15 protein-coding genes are annotated in these 14,927 nt (G+C 57.2%); 6 read left to right on the top strand and 9 right to left on the bottom strand.

Features of this window, described 5'->3' with window-relative positions; all coding sequences use genetic code 11:
• The coding region (locus NTD86_RS08425; protein WP_262201742.1) for a hypothetical protein at positions 1 to 676 on the bottom strand (676 nt) is incomplete at its 3' end.
• Between the two features lie 513 nt (positions 677 to 1,189).
• Between NTD86_RS08425 and NTD86_RS08430 the strand changes: the two genes are divergently transcribed.
• From NTD86_RS08430 to NTD86_RS08445, 4 genes are all read left to right on the top strand, one after another.
• Entirely contained in the window at positions 1,190 to 2,086 is an 897-nt protein-coding gene (locus NTD86_RS08430) for a LysR family transcriptional regulator (RefSeq protein ID WP_262201743.1), read from the top strand.
• Positions 2,087 to 2,272: 186 nt separating this feature from the next.
• Positions 2,273 to 3,487: a nicotinate phosphoribosyltransferase gene (pncB, locus tag NTD86_RS08435; protein ID WP_262201744.1), complete on the top strand. Its 1,215-nt coding sequence runs from the start codon at positions 2,273 to 2,275 to the stop codon at positions 3,485 to 3,487.
• A gap of 3 nt (positions 3,488 to 3,490) precedes the next feature.
• The gene (nadE, locus tag NTD86_RS08440; RefSeq protein ID WP_262201745.1) at positions 3,491 to 4,318 is read left to right on the top strand and encodes an ammonia-dependent NAD(+) synthetase; all 828 of its coding nucleotides are present in this window, start codon (positions 3,491 to 3,493) and stop codon (positions 4,316 to 4,318) included.
• Between the two features lie 142 nt (positions 4,319 to 4,460).
• Positions 4,461 to 4,901 (top strand): DUF4440 domain-containing protein, encoded by a 441-nt coding sequence (locus NTD86_RS08445; protein WP_262201746.1) that lies wholly within the window; start codon positions 4,461 to 4,463, stop codon positions 4,899 to 4,901.
• 27 nt (positions 4,902 to 4,928) lie between these two features.
• Here the strand turns inward: NTD86_RS08445 and NTD86_RS08450 are convergent, their stop codons facing one another.
• The gene (locus NTD86_RS08450) at positions 4,929 to 6,128 is read right to left on the bottom strand and encodes an N-acetylmuramoyl-L-alanine amidase (RefSeq protein WP_262201747.1); all 1,200 of its coding nucleotides are present in this window, start codon (positions 6,126 to 6,128) and stop codon (positions 4,929 to 4,931) included.
• A gap of 274 nt (positions 6,129 to 6,402) precedes the next feature.
• Here NTD86_RS08450 and NTD86_RS08455 point away from each other — a divergent pair, with 274 nt between their 5' ends.
• The gene (locus NTD86_RS08455; protein ID WP_262201748.1) at positions 6,403 to 7,425 is read left to right on the top strand and encodes a DUF1338 domain-containing protein; all 1,023 of its coding nucleotides are present in this window, start codon (positions 6,403 to 6,405) and stop codon (positions 7,423 to 7,425) included.
• 62 nt (positions 7,426 to 7,487) lie between these two features.
• Here the strand turns inward: NTD86_RS08455 and azu are convergent, their stop codons facing one another.
• Positions 7,488 to 7,934, bottom strand: a complete 447-nt coding sequence (azu, locus tag NTD86_RS08460; RefSeq protein WP_262201749.1) for an azurin — start codon at positions 7,932 to 7,934, stop codon at positions 7,488 to 7,490.
• Positions 7,935 to 8,253: 319 nt separating this feature from the next.
• On the opposite strand from azu, the gene NTD86_RS08465 reads away from it, so the two are divergent.
• Complete coding sequence (locus tag NTD86_RS08465; RefSeq protein WP_262201750.1) at positions 8,254 to 8,442, top strand: hypothetical protein; 189 nt, start codon at positions 8,254 to 8,256, stop codon at positions 8,440 to 8,442.
• Positions 8,443 to 8,578: 136 nt separating this feature from the next.
• Here NTD86_RS08465 and NTD86_RS08470 read toward each other — a convergent pair whose 3' ends face one another.
• The 6 genes from NTD86_RS08470 to rpsF all read right to left on the bottom strand — a co-directional run bounded on the left by NTD86_RS08470 (position 8,579) and on the right by rpsF (position 14,658).
• Positions 8,579 to 10,885: a YgiQ family radical SAM protein gene (locus NTD86_RS08470; protein WP_262201751.1), complete on the bottom strand. Its 2,307-nt coding sequence runs from the start codon at positions 10,883 to 10,885 to the stop codon at positions 8,579 to 8,581.
• A gap of 173 nt (positions 10,886 to 11,058) precedes the next feature.
• The gene (gene dnaB / locus NTD86_RS08475) at positions 11,059 to 12,453 is read right to left on the bottom strand and encodes a replicative DNA helicase (protein WP_262201752.1); all 1,395 of its coding nucleotides are present in this window, start codon (positions 12,451 to 12,453) and stop codon (positions 11,059 to 11,061) included.
• Positions 12,454 to 12,574: 121 nt separating this feature from the next.
• Positions 12,575 to 13,021, bottom strand: a complete 447-nt coding sequence (gene rplI / locus NTD86_RS08480) for a 50S ribosomal protein L9 (RefSeq protein ID WP_048366584.1) — start codon at positions 13,019 to 13,021, stop codon at positions 12,575 to 12,577.
• 19 nt (positions 13,022 to 13,040) lie between these two features.
• Positions 13,041 to 13,937: a hypothetical protein gene (locus tag NTD86_RS08485; RefSeq protein ID WP_262201754.1), complete on the bottom strand. Its 897-nt coding sequence runs from the start codon at positions 13,935 to 13,937 to the stop codon at positions 13,041 to 13,043.
• A 36-nt stretch (positions 13,938 to 13,973) separates the two neighbouring features.
• On the bottom strand, positions 13,974 to 14,204 hold the full coding sequence (gene rpsR, locus NTD86_RS08490) for a 30S ribosomal protein S18 (RefSeq protein WP_003171373.1): 231 nt from the start codon (positions 14,202 to 14,204) through the stop codon (positions 13,974 to 13,976).
• A 28-nt stretch (positions 14,205 to 14,232) separates the two neighbouring features.
• On the bottom strand, positions 14,233 to 14,658 hold the full coding sequence (rpsF, locus tag NTD86_RS08495) for a 30S ribosomal protein S6 (RefSeq protein ID WP_003439045.1): 426 nt from the start codon (positions 14,656 to 14,658) through the stop codon (positions 14,233 to 14,235).
• Positions 14,659 to 14,927: the final 269 nt, after the last annotated feature.

Genomic DNA, 14,927 nt, shown 5'->3' on the forward strand with positions numbered 1-14,927 from the left:
TCGTGCGAGAAAAACCGTCAACCTTTATCCCAAGTAGCTCACTATTTCTAATTCCGAGTTCGCGTAGGAGATGAAAAATAACCAGATCTCGGTGAATTAGAAATTTGGCTCTTCCCCCAAGCTTTGCCTGCTCCCTTATGGCAAAATCAATTTGAGATAATTCTTTATCAGAAAGCGGCTCCACCATGGAAGGGTTGTCATTTTTCTGCTTGCTTGGCAAATGCTTTACCAATCTAGCCTTAAATCCACTAAGAGATATTTTGTCTACTGCCCCCTGCAGACACAACTCCTCTGCCATCACCTCGAAAAACTCTCGTGCTGTCCGGCAACGTCGAACAAATGCCGAACTGCAAGTCATTGTTGGAGCCAAAACCCCAACGCCATTCACTCGCAGCTCAACCGTCCGCTTGTGTTCTTCTAATCTATTTCTAAGCCGAACAATCTCACCGTTAGTCAGATAATCTCCTTTTGAGAACCTAGCGGCTATGTCTATTTTACTGCCCTTGAGATAAAGCATTACCACACTTAAATCATATGCTAGTAAAACTCGTGATTTAGGTGACAAACCGGGCTTGAAATTTATGAGCCAGAAATTAGCCAAGAGCACTGGCCGTCCGTCATCAAAAATTAGGGCTGATGGTCGCCCTTGAAAATCTTTAAATTCACGAGCTTTCAAGGTTGCACCTCGCACTCAGAAAGAGAGTGCCGCGCACCTGAGATGATGGTCTTTTGAAGACTAATATCTTTTGGAGGTCGCGTGGCGGCGATGGTGCCTAAAATGCGGCCAACAGAAATAAAGGCAATTTCTTTTGTGCAGGACATATCAGCGATACCTTGATAAATGGAGCATCAAAGTCAACGCTGATCATTCGGATAAGGCCAAACCTTAGTCTGGTTCCCTTAAAACGATTATGAACTAGTCGATAGACTGGATAGACCTACGCCGGGCCTACCACTACAGTCAATTAAGCACGTGATTTAGGCGCTGTCAACAAGCTGGCTATAGTCTTCTAATCCCATGAAAATCAAGTCAACATTTTGTAAAGGTCGCCTAATAACAAATGTTGATTGGGGATCTGGCGGTTAATGTTGACACACAGGAGGGAAAATTCACGGGGGAGAGCTACTAATGGCTTGATTTCAACACAAGCCTACTTAAGCGGATAACAGCAAGCATCTGGGGGTCTCTATGCTCAACAAGCGTTATCTGCCATCGATCACGGCGTTGCAGTGTTTTGAGGCAGTCACCCGGCACTTGAGCTTCACGCGCGCCGCTGAAGAGCTGAACCTGACCCAAAGCGCGGTCAGCAAACAGGTCGCGCAACTGGAGGAGTTGCTTCAGCATCTGTTGTTTCGCCGTGTGCGGCGCCGCCTGCAACTGACACCAGCAGGCGACTTGTATCTGGTAGAGGTCCGAAAGATCCTGACCCAAGTCGAGATGTCGACCCACACCCTGCGCTCTTACGGCGGCGAAACCGAGGTGCTGCGAGTGTCGACGCCGCCGACCTTCGGCGCGCGCTGGCTGGTCCCACGGCTCAAGGGCTGGCGCTTGCGTCATCCGCATATTCATCTGGATGTGTGCAACGAACAGCCTGCCGACGACTTGCTGCAAGGGCGCAGTGACCTGGCGTTCTATTTTGGCCAAGGTTCACGGCCCGGCACTGAATGCCTGAAGTTGTTCGGTGAAGAACTGGTGGCGGTGTGCGCGCCGTCGAGCTTGCCCGAGCGCCCCTTCGACGACCCGACGCAATTGACCGAGTTGGTGCTGCTGCAGAACGCAACACGCCCGCAAGCCTGGCACGACTGGTTTGAAAGCCAGGGGTATCACACCGACCACAGCTATCACGGACCACGCTTCGAAACGTTCTATATGTGCATTCGTGCCGCGCAGGTAGGCTGCGGCGTGGCCTTATTGCCCCGCTTTCTGGTGGAAGAAGAATTGACCGACGGCAAACTGGTCGTTGCCTGGCAGCACCCGATGCCCAGTCGCGACGCGTATTACCTGGCCTACCCCGAACATTCGGCGGGCGTGCCCAAGGTAAAAGCTTTTGTGGACTGGATGATGGAACACCTGGATGACACATAACCGTGTAGGAGCGAGCTTGCCTCGCGAGCTTTTAAAAGATCAAAAGCTCACTCCTGCAGGGGGATTGCAGTCATCAATACAAAAACCGCTGGCAATACGGCCTGCGAATATGCGCCACTATCGCCATTCATTGAACAAGCTGAACACCGTTGCTATCTGGGCACGGGCAGCATGGAGATTGCCGTTATGAGCGAGAGTGTGTTTGCCGATCGCATCGTGCAGAACTTGCTCGACACCGACTTCTACAAATTGACCATGATGCAGGCGGTGCTGCACAACTACCCCAACGTTGAAGTCGAATGGGAGTTCCGCTGTCGCAACAGCGAGGACTTGCGCCCGTACTTGAGCGAGATTCGCCACCAGATCGAGCGTCTGGCCGAATTAAGCATGACCCAGGACCAACTCGGTTTCCTGGAACGCATCACGTTCATGAAGCCCGATTTCATCCGCTTTCTGGGCCTGTTCCGCTTCAACCTGCGTTATGTGCACACCGGTGTCGAAAACGGCGAGCTGTTTATCCGCCTGCGCGGACCGTGGCTGCATGTGATTCTGTTTGAAGTGCCATTGCTGGCGATTGTCAGTGAAGTGCGCAACCGCTCCCGCTATGCCGGCACCTTGCTGCGGGAGGCCCGTGAGCAGTTGTATCGCAAGTTTGACTGGCTGCAAGCCAATGCCACCGCCGACGAACTGGCTGAGTTGCAAGTCGCCGATTTCGGCACGCGCCGCCGGTTTTCTTACCGGGTGCAGGAAGAAGTCGTCACGGTACTCAAACATGACTTCCCCGGGCGCTTTGTCGGCACCAGCAACGTCAACCTGTCCCGGGAACTGGGCATGAAACCGCTGGGCACCATGGCCCACGAGTGGATCATGGCCCATCAGCAACTGGGCCCGAGGCTGATCGACAGCCAGAGCGCCGCGCTCGATTGCTGGGTGCGTGAGTACCGTGGCTTGCTGGGTATTGCCCTGACCGACTGCATCACCACCGATGCTTTCCTCACAGATTTTGATCTGTACTTCGCCAAGCTGTTCGATGGTTTGCGCCACGACTCGGGTGACCCGGTGGTGTGGGCCGAAAAATGCATCGCGCATTATCATCGGCTGGGTATCGACCCGATGAGCAAGACCCTGGTGTTTTCCGACAGCCTGACACTGCCGCGTGCACTCGGGATCTTCCGGGCGCTGCGCGGCAGAATCAACGTCAGTTTCGGCATCGGAACTAACCTGACCTGTGACATCCCGGGTGTTGAGCCAATGAGTATCGTGCTTAAAATGACCGCGTGTAATGGCTCGCCCGTTGCCAAGATTTCGGACGAACCCGGCAAGACCCATTGCTCAGATCCAAACTTCGCCGCCTACTTGCGCCACGTTTTCAATGTTCCTGAACAATCCACCAAGGAGTGAATCATGCAGGCCGTACAGCGTCAGATTGCTGAAGATCTCAAGGTTCAACCGCCGTTTAAAGACATCGCAGCCCTTGAGGCCGAGATTGCACGGCGCATCACCTTTATCCAGTGCTGCCTGCACAACGCCAGGCTCAAAACCCTGGTGCTGGGCATCAGCGGCGGGGTCGACTCGTTGACAGCCGGCCTGTTGGCCCAGAAAGCCGTGCAACAACTGCGCGAACAGACGGGCGATCTGGCCTACCGCTTTATTGCCGTGCGTCTGCCTTACGACGTGCAGAAGGATGAAGCCGATGCCACGGCATCCGTCGACTTCATCAACCCCGATGAACGCCAGACCGTGAACATTGGCCCGGCGGTCAAGGCCCTCGCTGCAGAAGTGACTGCGCTTGAAGGCAAAAAGGCTGAGACCGTGGACTTTGTGCTGGGCAACACCAAGGCGCGGATGCGCATGGTGGCGCAGTACACCATCGCTGGCGCAACAGGCGGGCTGGTGATCGGCACTGACCACGCAGCCGAAGCGGTGATGGGCTTTTTCACCAAGTTCGGTGATGGCTCGTGCGACCTGGCGCCGCTCAGCGGGCTGGTGAAGAACCAGGTGCGGGCCATTGCGCGGCATTTGGGTGCACCGGAGTTTCTGGTCGAGAAAGTCCCCACCGCCGATCTGGAAGACCTCGAGCCGGGCAAACCCGACGAAGTCTCCCATGGCGTGACCTATGCCGAGATTGATGCCTTCCTGCACGGCGAGCCGGTGCGCGAAGAGGCGTTCAACATCATCTGCAGCACCTACGAAAAAACCCACCACAAACGCGAGATGCCATTCGCGCCATGAGCCTTGCCCGCGAGAAGGCAGCGGTCCCGCGATCGCAGCCTTCACCGCGCGGCAACAACTGCGAATTTAAACGTTATACAGTAACAATTTTACGGTAGCATGGGCGCGTCTCCCGGACTCTAGAACCCATAGGTCAGCATTTATGAGCCAAGCCCCTACCGCCTCGCCCGTCAGCATCGAACCATATGCCGACACCGAACTGGCATGTCTTGTTGGCGCGAAGGCCGCCCTCTTCCGTTGGGCTGCAACCATTACCACGCGGGACGTCGACCAGATTCTGGCGCTGTATGCGCCCGACGCCATTCTGGTGCCAACCCTGTCCAATCAGGTGCGCGATTGCGACGACAGTCGCCGCAATTACTTTGAAAACTTTCTGGCCAATGACGGGCTGGTGTGTGACATCCAGGTGTTCAAAAAGCGCGTTAGCCGCAAGCTCGGCACCGTGGTGGTCGGCGGCCTCTACACGTTTGTCTACCGGGAACACAACGAGCAGCGCGTGGTCCCGGCGCGCTTTCTGTTTACCTTCGAGCGCATCAATGATGAGTGGTTGATTACGGGCCATCACTCCTCGATCGAAGCGTGACCCGCATCAGGCCTGGGTGCAGCGTGCCTAGGCCGTCTCGTTGCGGGCCCTGGCCGCGATCAGGCTGCCCGCTGGCGGCTGTTGCCGGAAATACCCGTCCACACCGGCAAAGATCGCTTCCGCAATTTTGCGCTGATGACGGGTGTCATGCAGCCGCTGGCAATCGTTCACGTTGGAAATGAACCCGGTCTCCACCAGGATCGACGGCACGGCGGCCGATTTGAGCACGGCAAACCCGGCCTGCTCGACCCTGGCCTGATGCAGCCGCGCCACGCCACCCAGTTGCGACAGCACCTGATGGCCCAGGTCCAGGCTGGTGGAGATGGTGGCATTCATCGACATGTCGAGCAGCACCCCAGCCACCATCGGGTCATCTTTGTGCAACTTGACGTTCAAACCGCCGCCGACCGAATCCGCGTCGTTTTCACGCTCGGCCATCCAGCGCGCCATAGAAGACGTGGCGCCGTTCTGAGACAGCGCAAAGACCGAAGCCCCCGATGCCGTGAGCCGCGGCGCCGCATCGGCATGCACCGAGATGAATAAATCGGCGTTCAGGCGTTGGGCTACTTCGGCACGCTTGCGCAGCGGGATGAAGATGTCATCGGTACGCACCAGCTTGGCTTTGTAACCCTTCTGGGCATCGATGCGCTTGGCCAGTAGCTTGGCAATCTGCAGGGCGACGATTTTCTCTTGCTCACCCTTGGACCCGACCGCGCCTGGGTCTTTGCCGCCGTGACCGGCATCAATGACCACCAGCACATCACGGTGCGGCTTGCCGCTCGCCCGCTCCGGTACAGCCTGGACTGCCGGTGTTGAGGCAACTGCTTGAGCGGGCTGGCCGGACAACAGCACTTGCAGAGTGTGCCCCTTGCCCGACATCGGCTGAAGCTTGGCCCGCACGCCTGAGTCCGCCAGGTCCAGGACGATACGTAAATCACCCGACGGGGTTTTCCCGCTGCGAATGGCGGTGACGGGCGTACCGTCCAGCGCCAACCCCTCCAAGGGCGCGGCCAAAACCGCCTGCTTCAGGTCTATCACCACGCGGGGCGGGGACTCGAGAGTAAAGCTGCTGGCGATCACCGGGCCACTGAGCTCCAGCAGCAACGTCGCAGAGCTTGCCGACCGACTGACACTCACCCGCCGCACGGCTTGTGAGGCATAGGCCATCAGAGGGGTCGGCAACGCCAAACCGGCCAAGATAAATTTCAACACGCTACGTCTGTCCATACACCTTCCACGCACTCAAATACCCAGCCAACCAGACCGACTCCGGTTTCGGCGCCTCGCTATAGGGATTGTCGCGTAAAAGCAATAGTTACGTTATAACAATTACATGAAGAATTTTTCGCTTGGCTTTCAGGCCCAGAAGACCGCAGCCATTGCGCCTCAGCGCTCATATGTCCAAGAAAAAACGGAATGAACCCCGCATTTTTTTTCGCTTGTCCGCACTGCTCTCAAACGCTTTGATAGACCTCTATTTCGTCGCCAGAGCCCCCGTCCCATGTCTTCTTTCGATGGTCTGTTCACGCTGGTCGAGTCTGCGCTCGATCAACCGACTGCGCACTGGTTGCGCGAACATGTCGAGGTGCCAGAAGCCTTGCAGCGCTTTAATTGGAGCGACAATGCACTGCACCGCGTGTGGCTCGCCCAGGCGCTGAATCTGTGCCTGTTTCATACCTTGGTGAGCGTCGTGCCAGACGGCCGACGCTATGTCGAAGAGCAAGCCCGGCAAGGCCGCAAGGTGGTATTTGATCACGGTGCCATTCGTACCGTGGACTGGCCCTGCAATGGCGAACTGCCGCGCGGCCGTCAGGCTTTCGCCCGTTTGCTGGAGCCGCTGGGTTTTACCGACGTACGAACCTACCCGCTGACCAAGCTGAATATGACCGGCTGGGGCTATCGCCAGATGGACCTACCTGAAGACATTGCGCAGTTCTTCGTCTCGGAATTGCACCCCGGACGCTTCAGCGAGGCGTTCCAGCTCGCGGTGGGCCGCGTGGTCGGCTCAAGTGTCGATCCGCTGCAGCCACACCACCTGAGCCTGCTCAAGCGCCTGAGCCTCACCCGCCATTGCAGCCTGAGCGAAGCCCGCACCCTCTTGCCAGCTTTGCACCAAGCCTTTGGCCGCCAGCACGGCGTGGTACACGAGGCGGACTATCGCAGCCTGCTCAACGAAAGCGCGGAAATGGCCTGGATCGCCACGGAGGGCAACAGCTTCAACCACCTGACCGATCGCGTGCAGGACTTGAACGCCTGTGTTGCCCGACAGCGTGAGCTGAAACGACCGATGAAAGACAGCATCGAAGTCTCAGCCTCGGGCCGGGTCATGCAAACGGCCTACCGCGCCTGTACCGTCACCCGCGAGTTGATCGATGCACAAGGCCAATGCCGCGAGCATCAAGTGCCGGGGTCGTTTGTCGAGTTTATTCAGCGCAAGGTCGACCCGGACAACGGTCGCATCGACCTGAATTTCGACAGCAGCAATGCTCAGGGCATTTTCAAGATGACCGACTCAGCCGCCTGAGCCTGAATGCAAACAGCCCCGACGGCGTAACGCACGTCAGGGCTGTTGGGGAAAATCGACGCTTATTTAAGCGTGACGGTGCCTTTCATCATCGAGATATGGCCCGGGAACGAGCAGAAGAACGCGTACTTCTCGTCAGCTTTGAGCTTGGACACATCAAAGGTCACGGAGTCTGTTTCGCCAGCACCGATGATCTTGGTGTGCGCAATAATGCGCTCGTCGCCATCCTTCAGATAGCCCTTGTCGATACCAGCGCTCAGGCCATCGGTAGCGATCGGCTGCATATCGGCTTCTTTACTCAGTACCCAGTTATGGCCCATGACTTCTTTTGGCAAACTGCCGGAGTGTGTCAGCTCTACGGTGAAGGTTTTGCAGGACTTGTCGATTTCGATAGCTTTGGTGTTGAACGACATCTGGTCAGTCGAATCAACAGTGACCTTGCACTCAGCCGCTAACAATTGGCCGCTGGCCAAGGTCAAAAGAGATACCGCAACAACTTTGGCAAACATGGTTTTTCTCCAAGGTAGGGTACAAAAAATCCATTATTTGTATACAGGATGCACGAAAACGGGCGATGTTCCAATGACCCACGTCACGTCCTGCCGCTTTTTGTCATGACCTTCTATCAGGCAAACGAGCGTAAGGCCAGCTTCCATAAGCCATTGCGGGCTATTTCAGGATTTAATCCCCCTGCACCTTTTTGCGCAGTGTAGAGTCGTGCTGGCACTTTAATTGGCCTGCCGGCAAAAGCCAGCTAACTGCCCACCCCGGATACAGGGCAGAATACGCGCCGCTTAACCTCACCTTCGCCCCCCCAGAGGATCGCTCATGGCTAAACCCAACTATAACTTCGCCAAGCGTCAACGAGACTTGGCAAAAGAGCAGAAGAAAGAGGAAAAGCTGGCGCGCAAGAAAGCCGCCGCTGAAGGAAACGCCGTCGAGCACGACGTAGAAGCAGACCATGACGTCGCGCAAGACGACGCAGACACCACAGAAACTCCAGCCCCTCACGCATAACCCCAGCCCCCAGAATGCACAACGCCAGCCCGAAGGCTGGCGTTGGTGTAGGCCGTGCAATTATCTGCAGGAGCGAGCTTGCCTCGCGATCTTTTAACGATCAAAAGATCGCGACAGTTGGCGCCTACATACGTCTCTAGCGCGGGACTACGGGCTTGCGCGCAGGCTTTTTGCCTTTACCGCCTTTAGCCGCTTCCTGACGCTCCTTGGCCGCCTGCTTGTTACGCGCAAACGCCGCGGCCTTGGCCTCTTCACGCTTGTCCCACGGGTTGCCACCATCGCTGGCACGCGGCGGCAAGCCGGTGTGTTGCGTCAGGATCTTGGTGGTCTTGCCACCGGCCACCTTGTGACTGCCAGCCGGCGTCGAGTTTTTACGGCGCGCGCTCTGGTAGCTGTCAGTGGCCGGCTGATGCAACGGGATCAATTGATCCTTGCCAGAGCCGATCAAGTCAGCACGACCCATGCGGGTCAGGGCTTCGCGCAGCATCGGCCAGCCTTTAGGGTCGTGATAGCGCAAGAACGCCTTGTGCAGACGACGCTGCTCTTCGCTCTTGACGATGGTCACGCCGTCACTCTTGTAGGTGACCTTGCGCAGCGGGTTTTTGCCCGAGTGGTACATCGCCGTGGCCGTGGCCATCGGTGACGGATAGAACGCCTGCACCTGGTCGGCCCGGAAACCATTGCCCTTGAGCCACAGCGCCAGGTTCATCATGTCTTCGTCGGTGGTGCCGGGGTGCGCAGCAATGAAGTACGGGATCAGGTACTGCTCTTTGCCCGCTTCCTTGGTGTACTTCTCGAACATGCGCTTGAAGCGGTCATAAGTACCAATGCCCGGCTTCATCATCTGGTTGAGCGGACCTTCCTCGGTGTGTTCCGGGGCGATCTTCAGGTAACCACCCACGTGGTGGGTCACCAGCTCTTTCACGTACTCCGGCGACTCGACCGCGAGGTCGTAACGCAGGCCGGAAGCGATCAGGATTTTCTTCACGCCCGGCAAGGCACGCGCACTGCGGTACAGCTGGATCAGTGACGAGTGGTCGGTGTTCAGGTTCGGGCAGATGCCGGGGAACACGCACGAAGGCTTACGGCAGGCGGATTCGATTTCCGGGCTCTTGCACGCAATGCGGTACATGTTGGCGGTCGGGCCGCCGAGGTCGGAAATGACGCCGGTGAAACCCGGCACCTTGTCGCGGATTTCTTCGATCTCGCGAATGATCGATTCTTCGGAGCGGTTCTGGATGATCCGGCCTTCGTGCTCGGTGATCGAGCAGAAGGTGCAGCCGCCGAAGCAGCCACGCATGATGTTCACCGAGAAGCGGATCATGTCGTAGGCCGGGATTTTTTCCTTGCCGTACGCTGGGTGCGGAACACGTGCGTAAGGCATGCCAAACACGTAGTCCATCTCTTCGGTGGTCATCGGAATGGGTGGTGGGTTGAACCAGACGTCAATGTCGCCATGCTTCTGCACCAGCGCGCGGGCGTTGCCCGGGTTGGTCTCGAGGTGAAGCACGCGGTTGGCGTGGGCATACAGCACCGCGTCGGCACGAACCTTTTCAAAGGACGGCAGACGAATCACCGTTTTGTCACGGGTCATGCGTGGGCTGGCTAGGATCTGCACGACCTTGGGCTCGTTCGGGTCTTCAACCGGGCCCTTTTCCTGCTCGATGGCGCAGGCCTGGGTGTCCTGGGTGTTCACATACGGGTTGATGATCTTGTCGATCTTGCCCGGACGATCGATACGCGTGGAGTCTACTTCGTACCAGTCTTTAGGCGTGTCACGGCGAATGAACGCGGTGCCGCGCACGTCGGTGATGTCTTCGATCTTGTGGCCGTAGGACAAACGCTGGGCCACTTCAACAATGGCGCGCTCGGCGTTGCCGTACAGCAGGATGTCGGCGCAAGCATCGATCAGGATCGAGTTGCGGACCCGGTCTTGCCAGTAGTCGTAATGCGCAATTCGACGCAGAGACGCCTCAATACCACCGAGGACAATCGGCACATGCTTGTAGGCTTCTTTACAGCGCTGACTGTACACCAGGCTCGCACGGTCCGGACGTTTACCAGCCATGCCACCGGGGGTGTAGGCGTCATCGGAACGGACTTTTTTGTCGGCGGTGTAACGGTTGATCATCGAGTCCATGTTGCCGGCCGCAACGCCGAAGAACAGGTTCGGCTCACCCAACTTCATGAAGTCGTCTTTGGACTGCCAGTTCGGCTGGGCAATGATCCCCACGCGAAAGCCCTGGGACTCCAGCAAACGCCCGATGATCGCCATGCCGAACGATGGGTGATCGACATAGGCATCACCGGTCACGATGATGATGTCGCATGAATCCCAGCCAAGCTGATCCATCTCCTCCCTGCTCATGGGCAGGAATGGCGCTGGCCCGAAACATTCGGCCCAGTACTTCGGATAGTCAAAAATTGGCTTCGCTGCTTGCATGTCGATGACCGGTGTTAAGTGCAAAAAAGGGGCGCGACATTTACTGAGAAATTCGCGGGCGCGGAATATAGCACAAAAAATGACCAATTCCGACGGCGACGGTCGGAATTGGCAGGTACAAGGCCAGCTGTCACAGGAACCCCTGTGGGCTTTGCTGACAGGCTGGCTAATAGTTACTCGTCGTCGAAGTTATAACTGCCCGGCGCCAGGTTTTCGAAGCGCGTGTATTTGCCAATAAACGCCAAACGCGCCGTACCGATCGGGCCGTTACGCTGTTTGCCGATGATGATTTCAGCAACGCCCTTGTGCTCGGTCTCGGGGTGATACACCTCGTCCCGGTACACGAACATGATGACGTCGGCGTCCTGCTCGATCGCTCCGGATTCCCGCAAGTCGGAGTTGATCGGGCGTTTGTTGGGCCGTTGTTCCAGGGAACGGTTGAGCTGCGACAGGGCGATCACCGGGCAGTTGAATTCCTTGGCCAGCGCTTTGAGGGACCGGGAAATCTCGGAAATCTCGTTGGTCCGGTTATCACCGCCCGAACCCGGGATCTGCATCAACTGCAGGTAGTCGATCATGATCATGGCGATATCGCCGTGCTCACGCACCAGACGCCGGGTCCGTGCACGCATTTCCGACGGGCTGATACCCGCCGTGTCATCGATAAACAGCTTGCGATCGTTGAGCAGGTTGACTGCCGAGGTCAGGCGCGGCCAGTCGTCATCTTCAAGCCGACCCGCACGCACTTTGCTCTGATCGATACGGCCCAGGGACGAGAGCATACGCATGATCAGCGACTCACCTGGCATCTCGAGCGAGTAGACCAGCACCGCCTTGTCGCTGCGCAACACGGCGTTTTCTACGAGGTTCATCGCGAAAGTGGTCTTACCCATCGAAGGACGGCCGGCGACGATGATCAAGTCAGCGGGCTGCAAGCCGCTGGTCATGTTGTCGAGGTCGGTGTAGCCGGTGGACAGGCCAGTGATGGCCTCATCGGTGTTGAACAGCGTGTCGATGCGGTCGATGGCTTTGGTCAACAGGTCGTTGACGCTCACCGGGCCGCCGGTTTTGGGCCGGGCCTCGGCAATCGCAAAGATCTGGCGTTCGGCTTCGTCGAGGATCTCTTCAGCAGTCCGACCCTCGGGGTTGAACGCGCTGTCGGCAATTTCAGTGCTGATGCCGATCAGTTGGCGCAACGTCGCACGCTGGCGAACGATCTGGGCGTATGCCTTGATGTTCGCCACCGACGGGGTGTTCTTCGCCAGTTCGCCCAGGTAGCCCAGGCCGCCGACTTGCGAGGTCTGACCTTCCTTGTCCAATTGCTCGGCAAGGGTCACGACGTCGATTGGGGAGTTCTGGTCGGCCAGTTTGGCGATGGCGCGGAATATCAGGCGATGGTCATGCCGATAAAAATCGCCGTCCGAGACCTGATCCAACACGCGTTCCCAGGCGTTGTTGTCCAGCATCAAACCACCGAGTACAGCCTGTTCGGCCTCGATGGAGTGCGGCGGCACCTTCAGGGCTGCGGTTTGCAGGTCGTATTGCTCAGGAGCGGAAATATCGTTCATGGCCACGTGTCAGTTTGGGGTGAAAATCAGGATCAGCAGAAAGACAAAGGGCACGACCTGTGAACAGGATCGTGCCCGATGTTAACCGTCCAGCACACAAGGTGCCAGTCAGTCAGACTGCTTAAGCAGCTACCACAACAACGCGTACGGTTGCTTCAACTTCGGCGTGCAGGTGCACAGCCACGTCGAATTCGCCAACGTTACGGATAGTGCCGTTCGGCAGACGAACTTCGCTTTTTGCAACTTCAACGCCAGAGGCGGTCAGTGCATCAGCGATGTCGTGAGTACCGATCGAACCGAACAGCTTGCCTTCATCACCAGCGGTGGCAGTGATGGTCACTTCCAGCTCGCCCAGTTGAGCAGCACGAGTTTCGGCCGAAGCTTTCTTGTCAGCTGCTGCTTTTTCCAGCTCAGCGCGACGCTCTTCAAACGCAGCCAGGTTGGCAGCGGTTGCAGCGGTAGCTTTGCCGTACGGCAGCAGGTAGTTACGACCGTAGCCGGCCTTAACATTTACTTTGTCGCCCAGGTTGCCCAGGTTTGCGACTTTTTCCAGAAGGATCAGTTGCATGTGAAAATCCTCTTAACTTTTAACCTTCACCGTCCGCAGAGCCTTTATCAGCGTCTTTCGGCGCCAGACGTCCGCGAAAATCAATCAGGCTGTCGACAATGGCCAAGACCACGAGCAACGGATAGATCAGCTGCATAAACAGCAGCAGCGTGACGTACAACCCCACCAGCCAAAACTTGGTCAGTCGCTTTTTCGCCACCAGCCCGTGTATCAGGGCCAGGCCGGCGAAGAACAACGCTACGCTGCACAACGGCGTGAGCATGGCCATTTGTGGGCCAAAATTCGGCCCTACAAGCATGCACGCCAGCAACAATAGCGCGGGTCCCAGCGGTAGGCGGATGCTGCGAAATTCGCTGGCAAAACCGCCCGGGTTATACAACAGCGCCTGCCAGTAACGCCCAAGAATCAGGCTCAGCACGCTGACGACCTGCATCAAAGCTGCAATCAAACCGGTGAGGACGGGTGCAATCAGTGCTCCGAGGCGCGCTCGCTCTACGTCAGATAACTTGTCGTAGAGACCACTGAGGATCTGCGGCAGGAGTTTTTCCAACTCCCGCGCCATCACACCAATGGGTTCGCGGAAAACCGTACCCAGGATCACGCCATACACCACGCCCAACGCTACGCTGACCAGCAGCACGCGATACCAGGGCTGACCGGCGCGCAACAGCATCGCCAATCCCAGGGTTCCCAACAGCACCATCAAGGTGCGGGGTTCGCCCATAAACCACCAGACCAAGGCCGGCAGCAGAGCCCATGAGAGGATGCTCAAGGCATCTCTCGGACCGCGCCGCAGGAGCACAAGGCAACCCGCAGCAGCACTCAACCAGAACAAAAACGGCAATGCCGCACATCCGGCCACGATTAACGTGGCCTGCACACGGCCTCGCATGATGAACTCAGCTAGGGCACGCATGCATTCAATCCTTTACTACCTGTCGACTGCCCGGTCTCAGCGGCCGTGGCTGTCGGTGTAGGCCAGCAGGGCCAGGAAGCGGGCGCGCTTGATAGCGGTGGCCAGCTGACGCTGATAACGAGCTTTGGTACCGGTGATGCGGCTTGGAACAATTTTGCCGGTCTCGGATACGTAAGCTTTCAGAGTGTTGAGATCTTTGTAATCGATCTCTTTCACTTCTTCTGCGGTGAAGCGGCAGAATTTACGACGACGGAAGAAACGTGCCATGTAATTGGCTCCTCAAAAGGTCCGTGGATTACTCGTCAGCGTTATCGCTGGCGTCGCTGTTATCGCTGTCATCGCCATCGGCGCTGTCAGAATGCTCAGGACGGTCACGACGCTCACGGCGCTCACTGCGGTTCTCTTCAGCCTTGAGCATCTCGGACTGGCCAGTTACGGCTTCGTCGCGACGGATGACCAGGTTACGGATCACAGCATCGTTGTAACGGAAGTTGTCTTCCAGCTCAGCCAGGGCTTTGCCAGTGCACTCAACGTTCAGCATCACGTAGTGAGCCTTGTGAACATTGTTGATTGCGTAGGCCAGTTGACGACGGCCCCAATCTTCCAGACGGTGGATTTTGCCGCCGTCTTCTTCGATCAGCTTGGTGTAACGCTCTACCATGCCGCCGACTTGTTCGCTTTGATCCGGGTGGACCAAAAAGATGATTTCGTAATGACGCATGAATGCTCCTTACGGGTTGTAGCCTGCCGCTCACTTAAAGCGGTCAGACAAGGAGTGAATGACACTGGTGTGTCTTGCCTAGAGAGGCACATATGCGCCCGCCATGATGGCAAGGGGCGCAATTGTAGAGAAGGGACAAGAGCGACGCAAGGTGATTGGTGATTATTTGAACAATACAAACACCCCAAGGCTGTAGGAGCGGGGGTGGGGGGGGGGGGTTTTTTTTTTTTAAGTTAGGCGCGGGTGCTCGGGGCGACAAAATACCCTGG

It is taken from the genome of Pseudomonas sp. 7P_10.2_Bac1, from assembly GCF_025465935.1.
Classification (GTDB): domain Bacteria; phylum Pseudomonadota; class Gammaproteobacteria; order Pseudomonadales; family Pseudomonadaceae; genus Aquipseudomonas.

Bases quoted from the DNA above. Each gene is read 5' to 3' on its own strand.
- NTD86_RS08430 (WP_262201743.1), top strand. From the start codon at position 1,190: ATGCTCAACAAGCGTTATCTGCCATCGATCACGGCGTTGCAGTGTTTT.
- pncB (WP_262201744.1), top strand. From the start codon at position 2,273: ATGAGCGAGAGTGTGTTTGCCGATCGCATCGTGCAGAACTTGCTCGAC.
- nadE (WP_262201745.1), top strand. From the start codon at position 3,491: ATGCAGGCCGTACAGCGTCAGATTGCTGAAGATCTCAAGGTTCAACCG.
- NTD86_RS08445 (WP_262201746.1), top strand. From the start codon at position 4,461: ATGAGCCAAGCCCCTACCGCCTCGCCCGTCAGCATCGAACCATATGCC.
- NTD86_RS08450 (WP_262201747.1), bottom strand. From the start codon at position 6,128: ATGGACAGACGTAGCGTGTTGAAATTTATCTTGGCCGGTTTGGCGTTG.
- NTD86_RS08455 (WP_262201748.1), top strand. From the start codon at position 6,403: ATGTCTTCTTTCGATGGTCTGTTCACGCTGGTCGAGTCTGCGCTCGAT.
- azu (WP_262201749.1), bottom strand. From the start codon at position 7,934: ATGTTTGCCAAAGTTGTTGCGGTATCTCTTTTGACCTTGGCCAGCGGC.
- NTD86_RS08465 (WP_262201750.1), top strand. From the start codon at position 8,254: ATGGCTAAACCCAACTATAACTTCGCCAAGCGTCAACGAGACTTGGCA.
- NTD86_RS08470 (WP_262201751.1), bottom strand. From the start codon at position 10,885: ATGCAAGCAGCGAAGCCAATTTTTGACTATCCGAAGTACTGGGCCGAA.
- dnaB (WP_262201752.1), bottom strand. From the start codon at position 12,453: ATGAACGATATTTCCGCTCCTGAGCAATACGACCTGCAAACCGCAGCC.
- rplI (WP_048366584.1), bottom strand. From the start codon at position 13,021: ATGCAACTGATCCTTCTGGAAAAAGTCGCAAACCTGGGCAACCTGGGC.
- NTD86_RS08485 (WP_262201754.1), bottom strand. From the start codon at position 13,937: ATGCGTGCCCTAGCTGAGTTCATCATGCGAGGCCGTGTGCAGGCCACG.
- rpsR (WP_003171373.1), bottom strand. From the start codon at position 14,204: ATGGCACGTTTCTTCCGTCGTCGTAAATTCTGCCGCTTCACCGCAGAA.
- rpsF (WP_003439045.1), bottom strand. From the start codon at position 14,658: ATGCGTCATTACGAAATCATCTTTTTGGTCCACCCGGATCAAAGCGAA.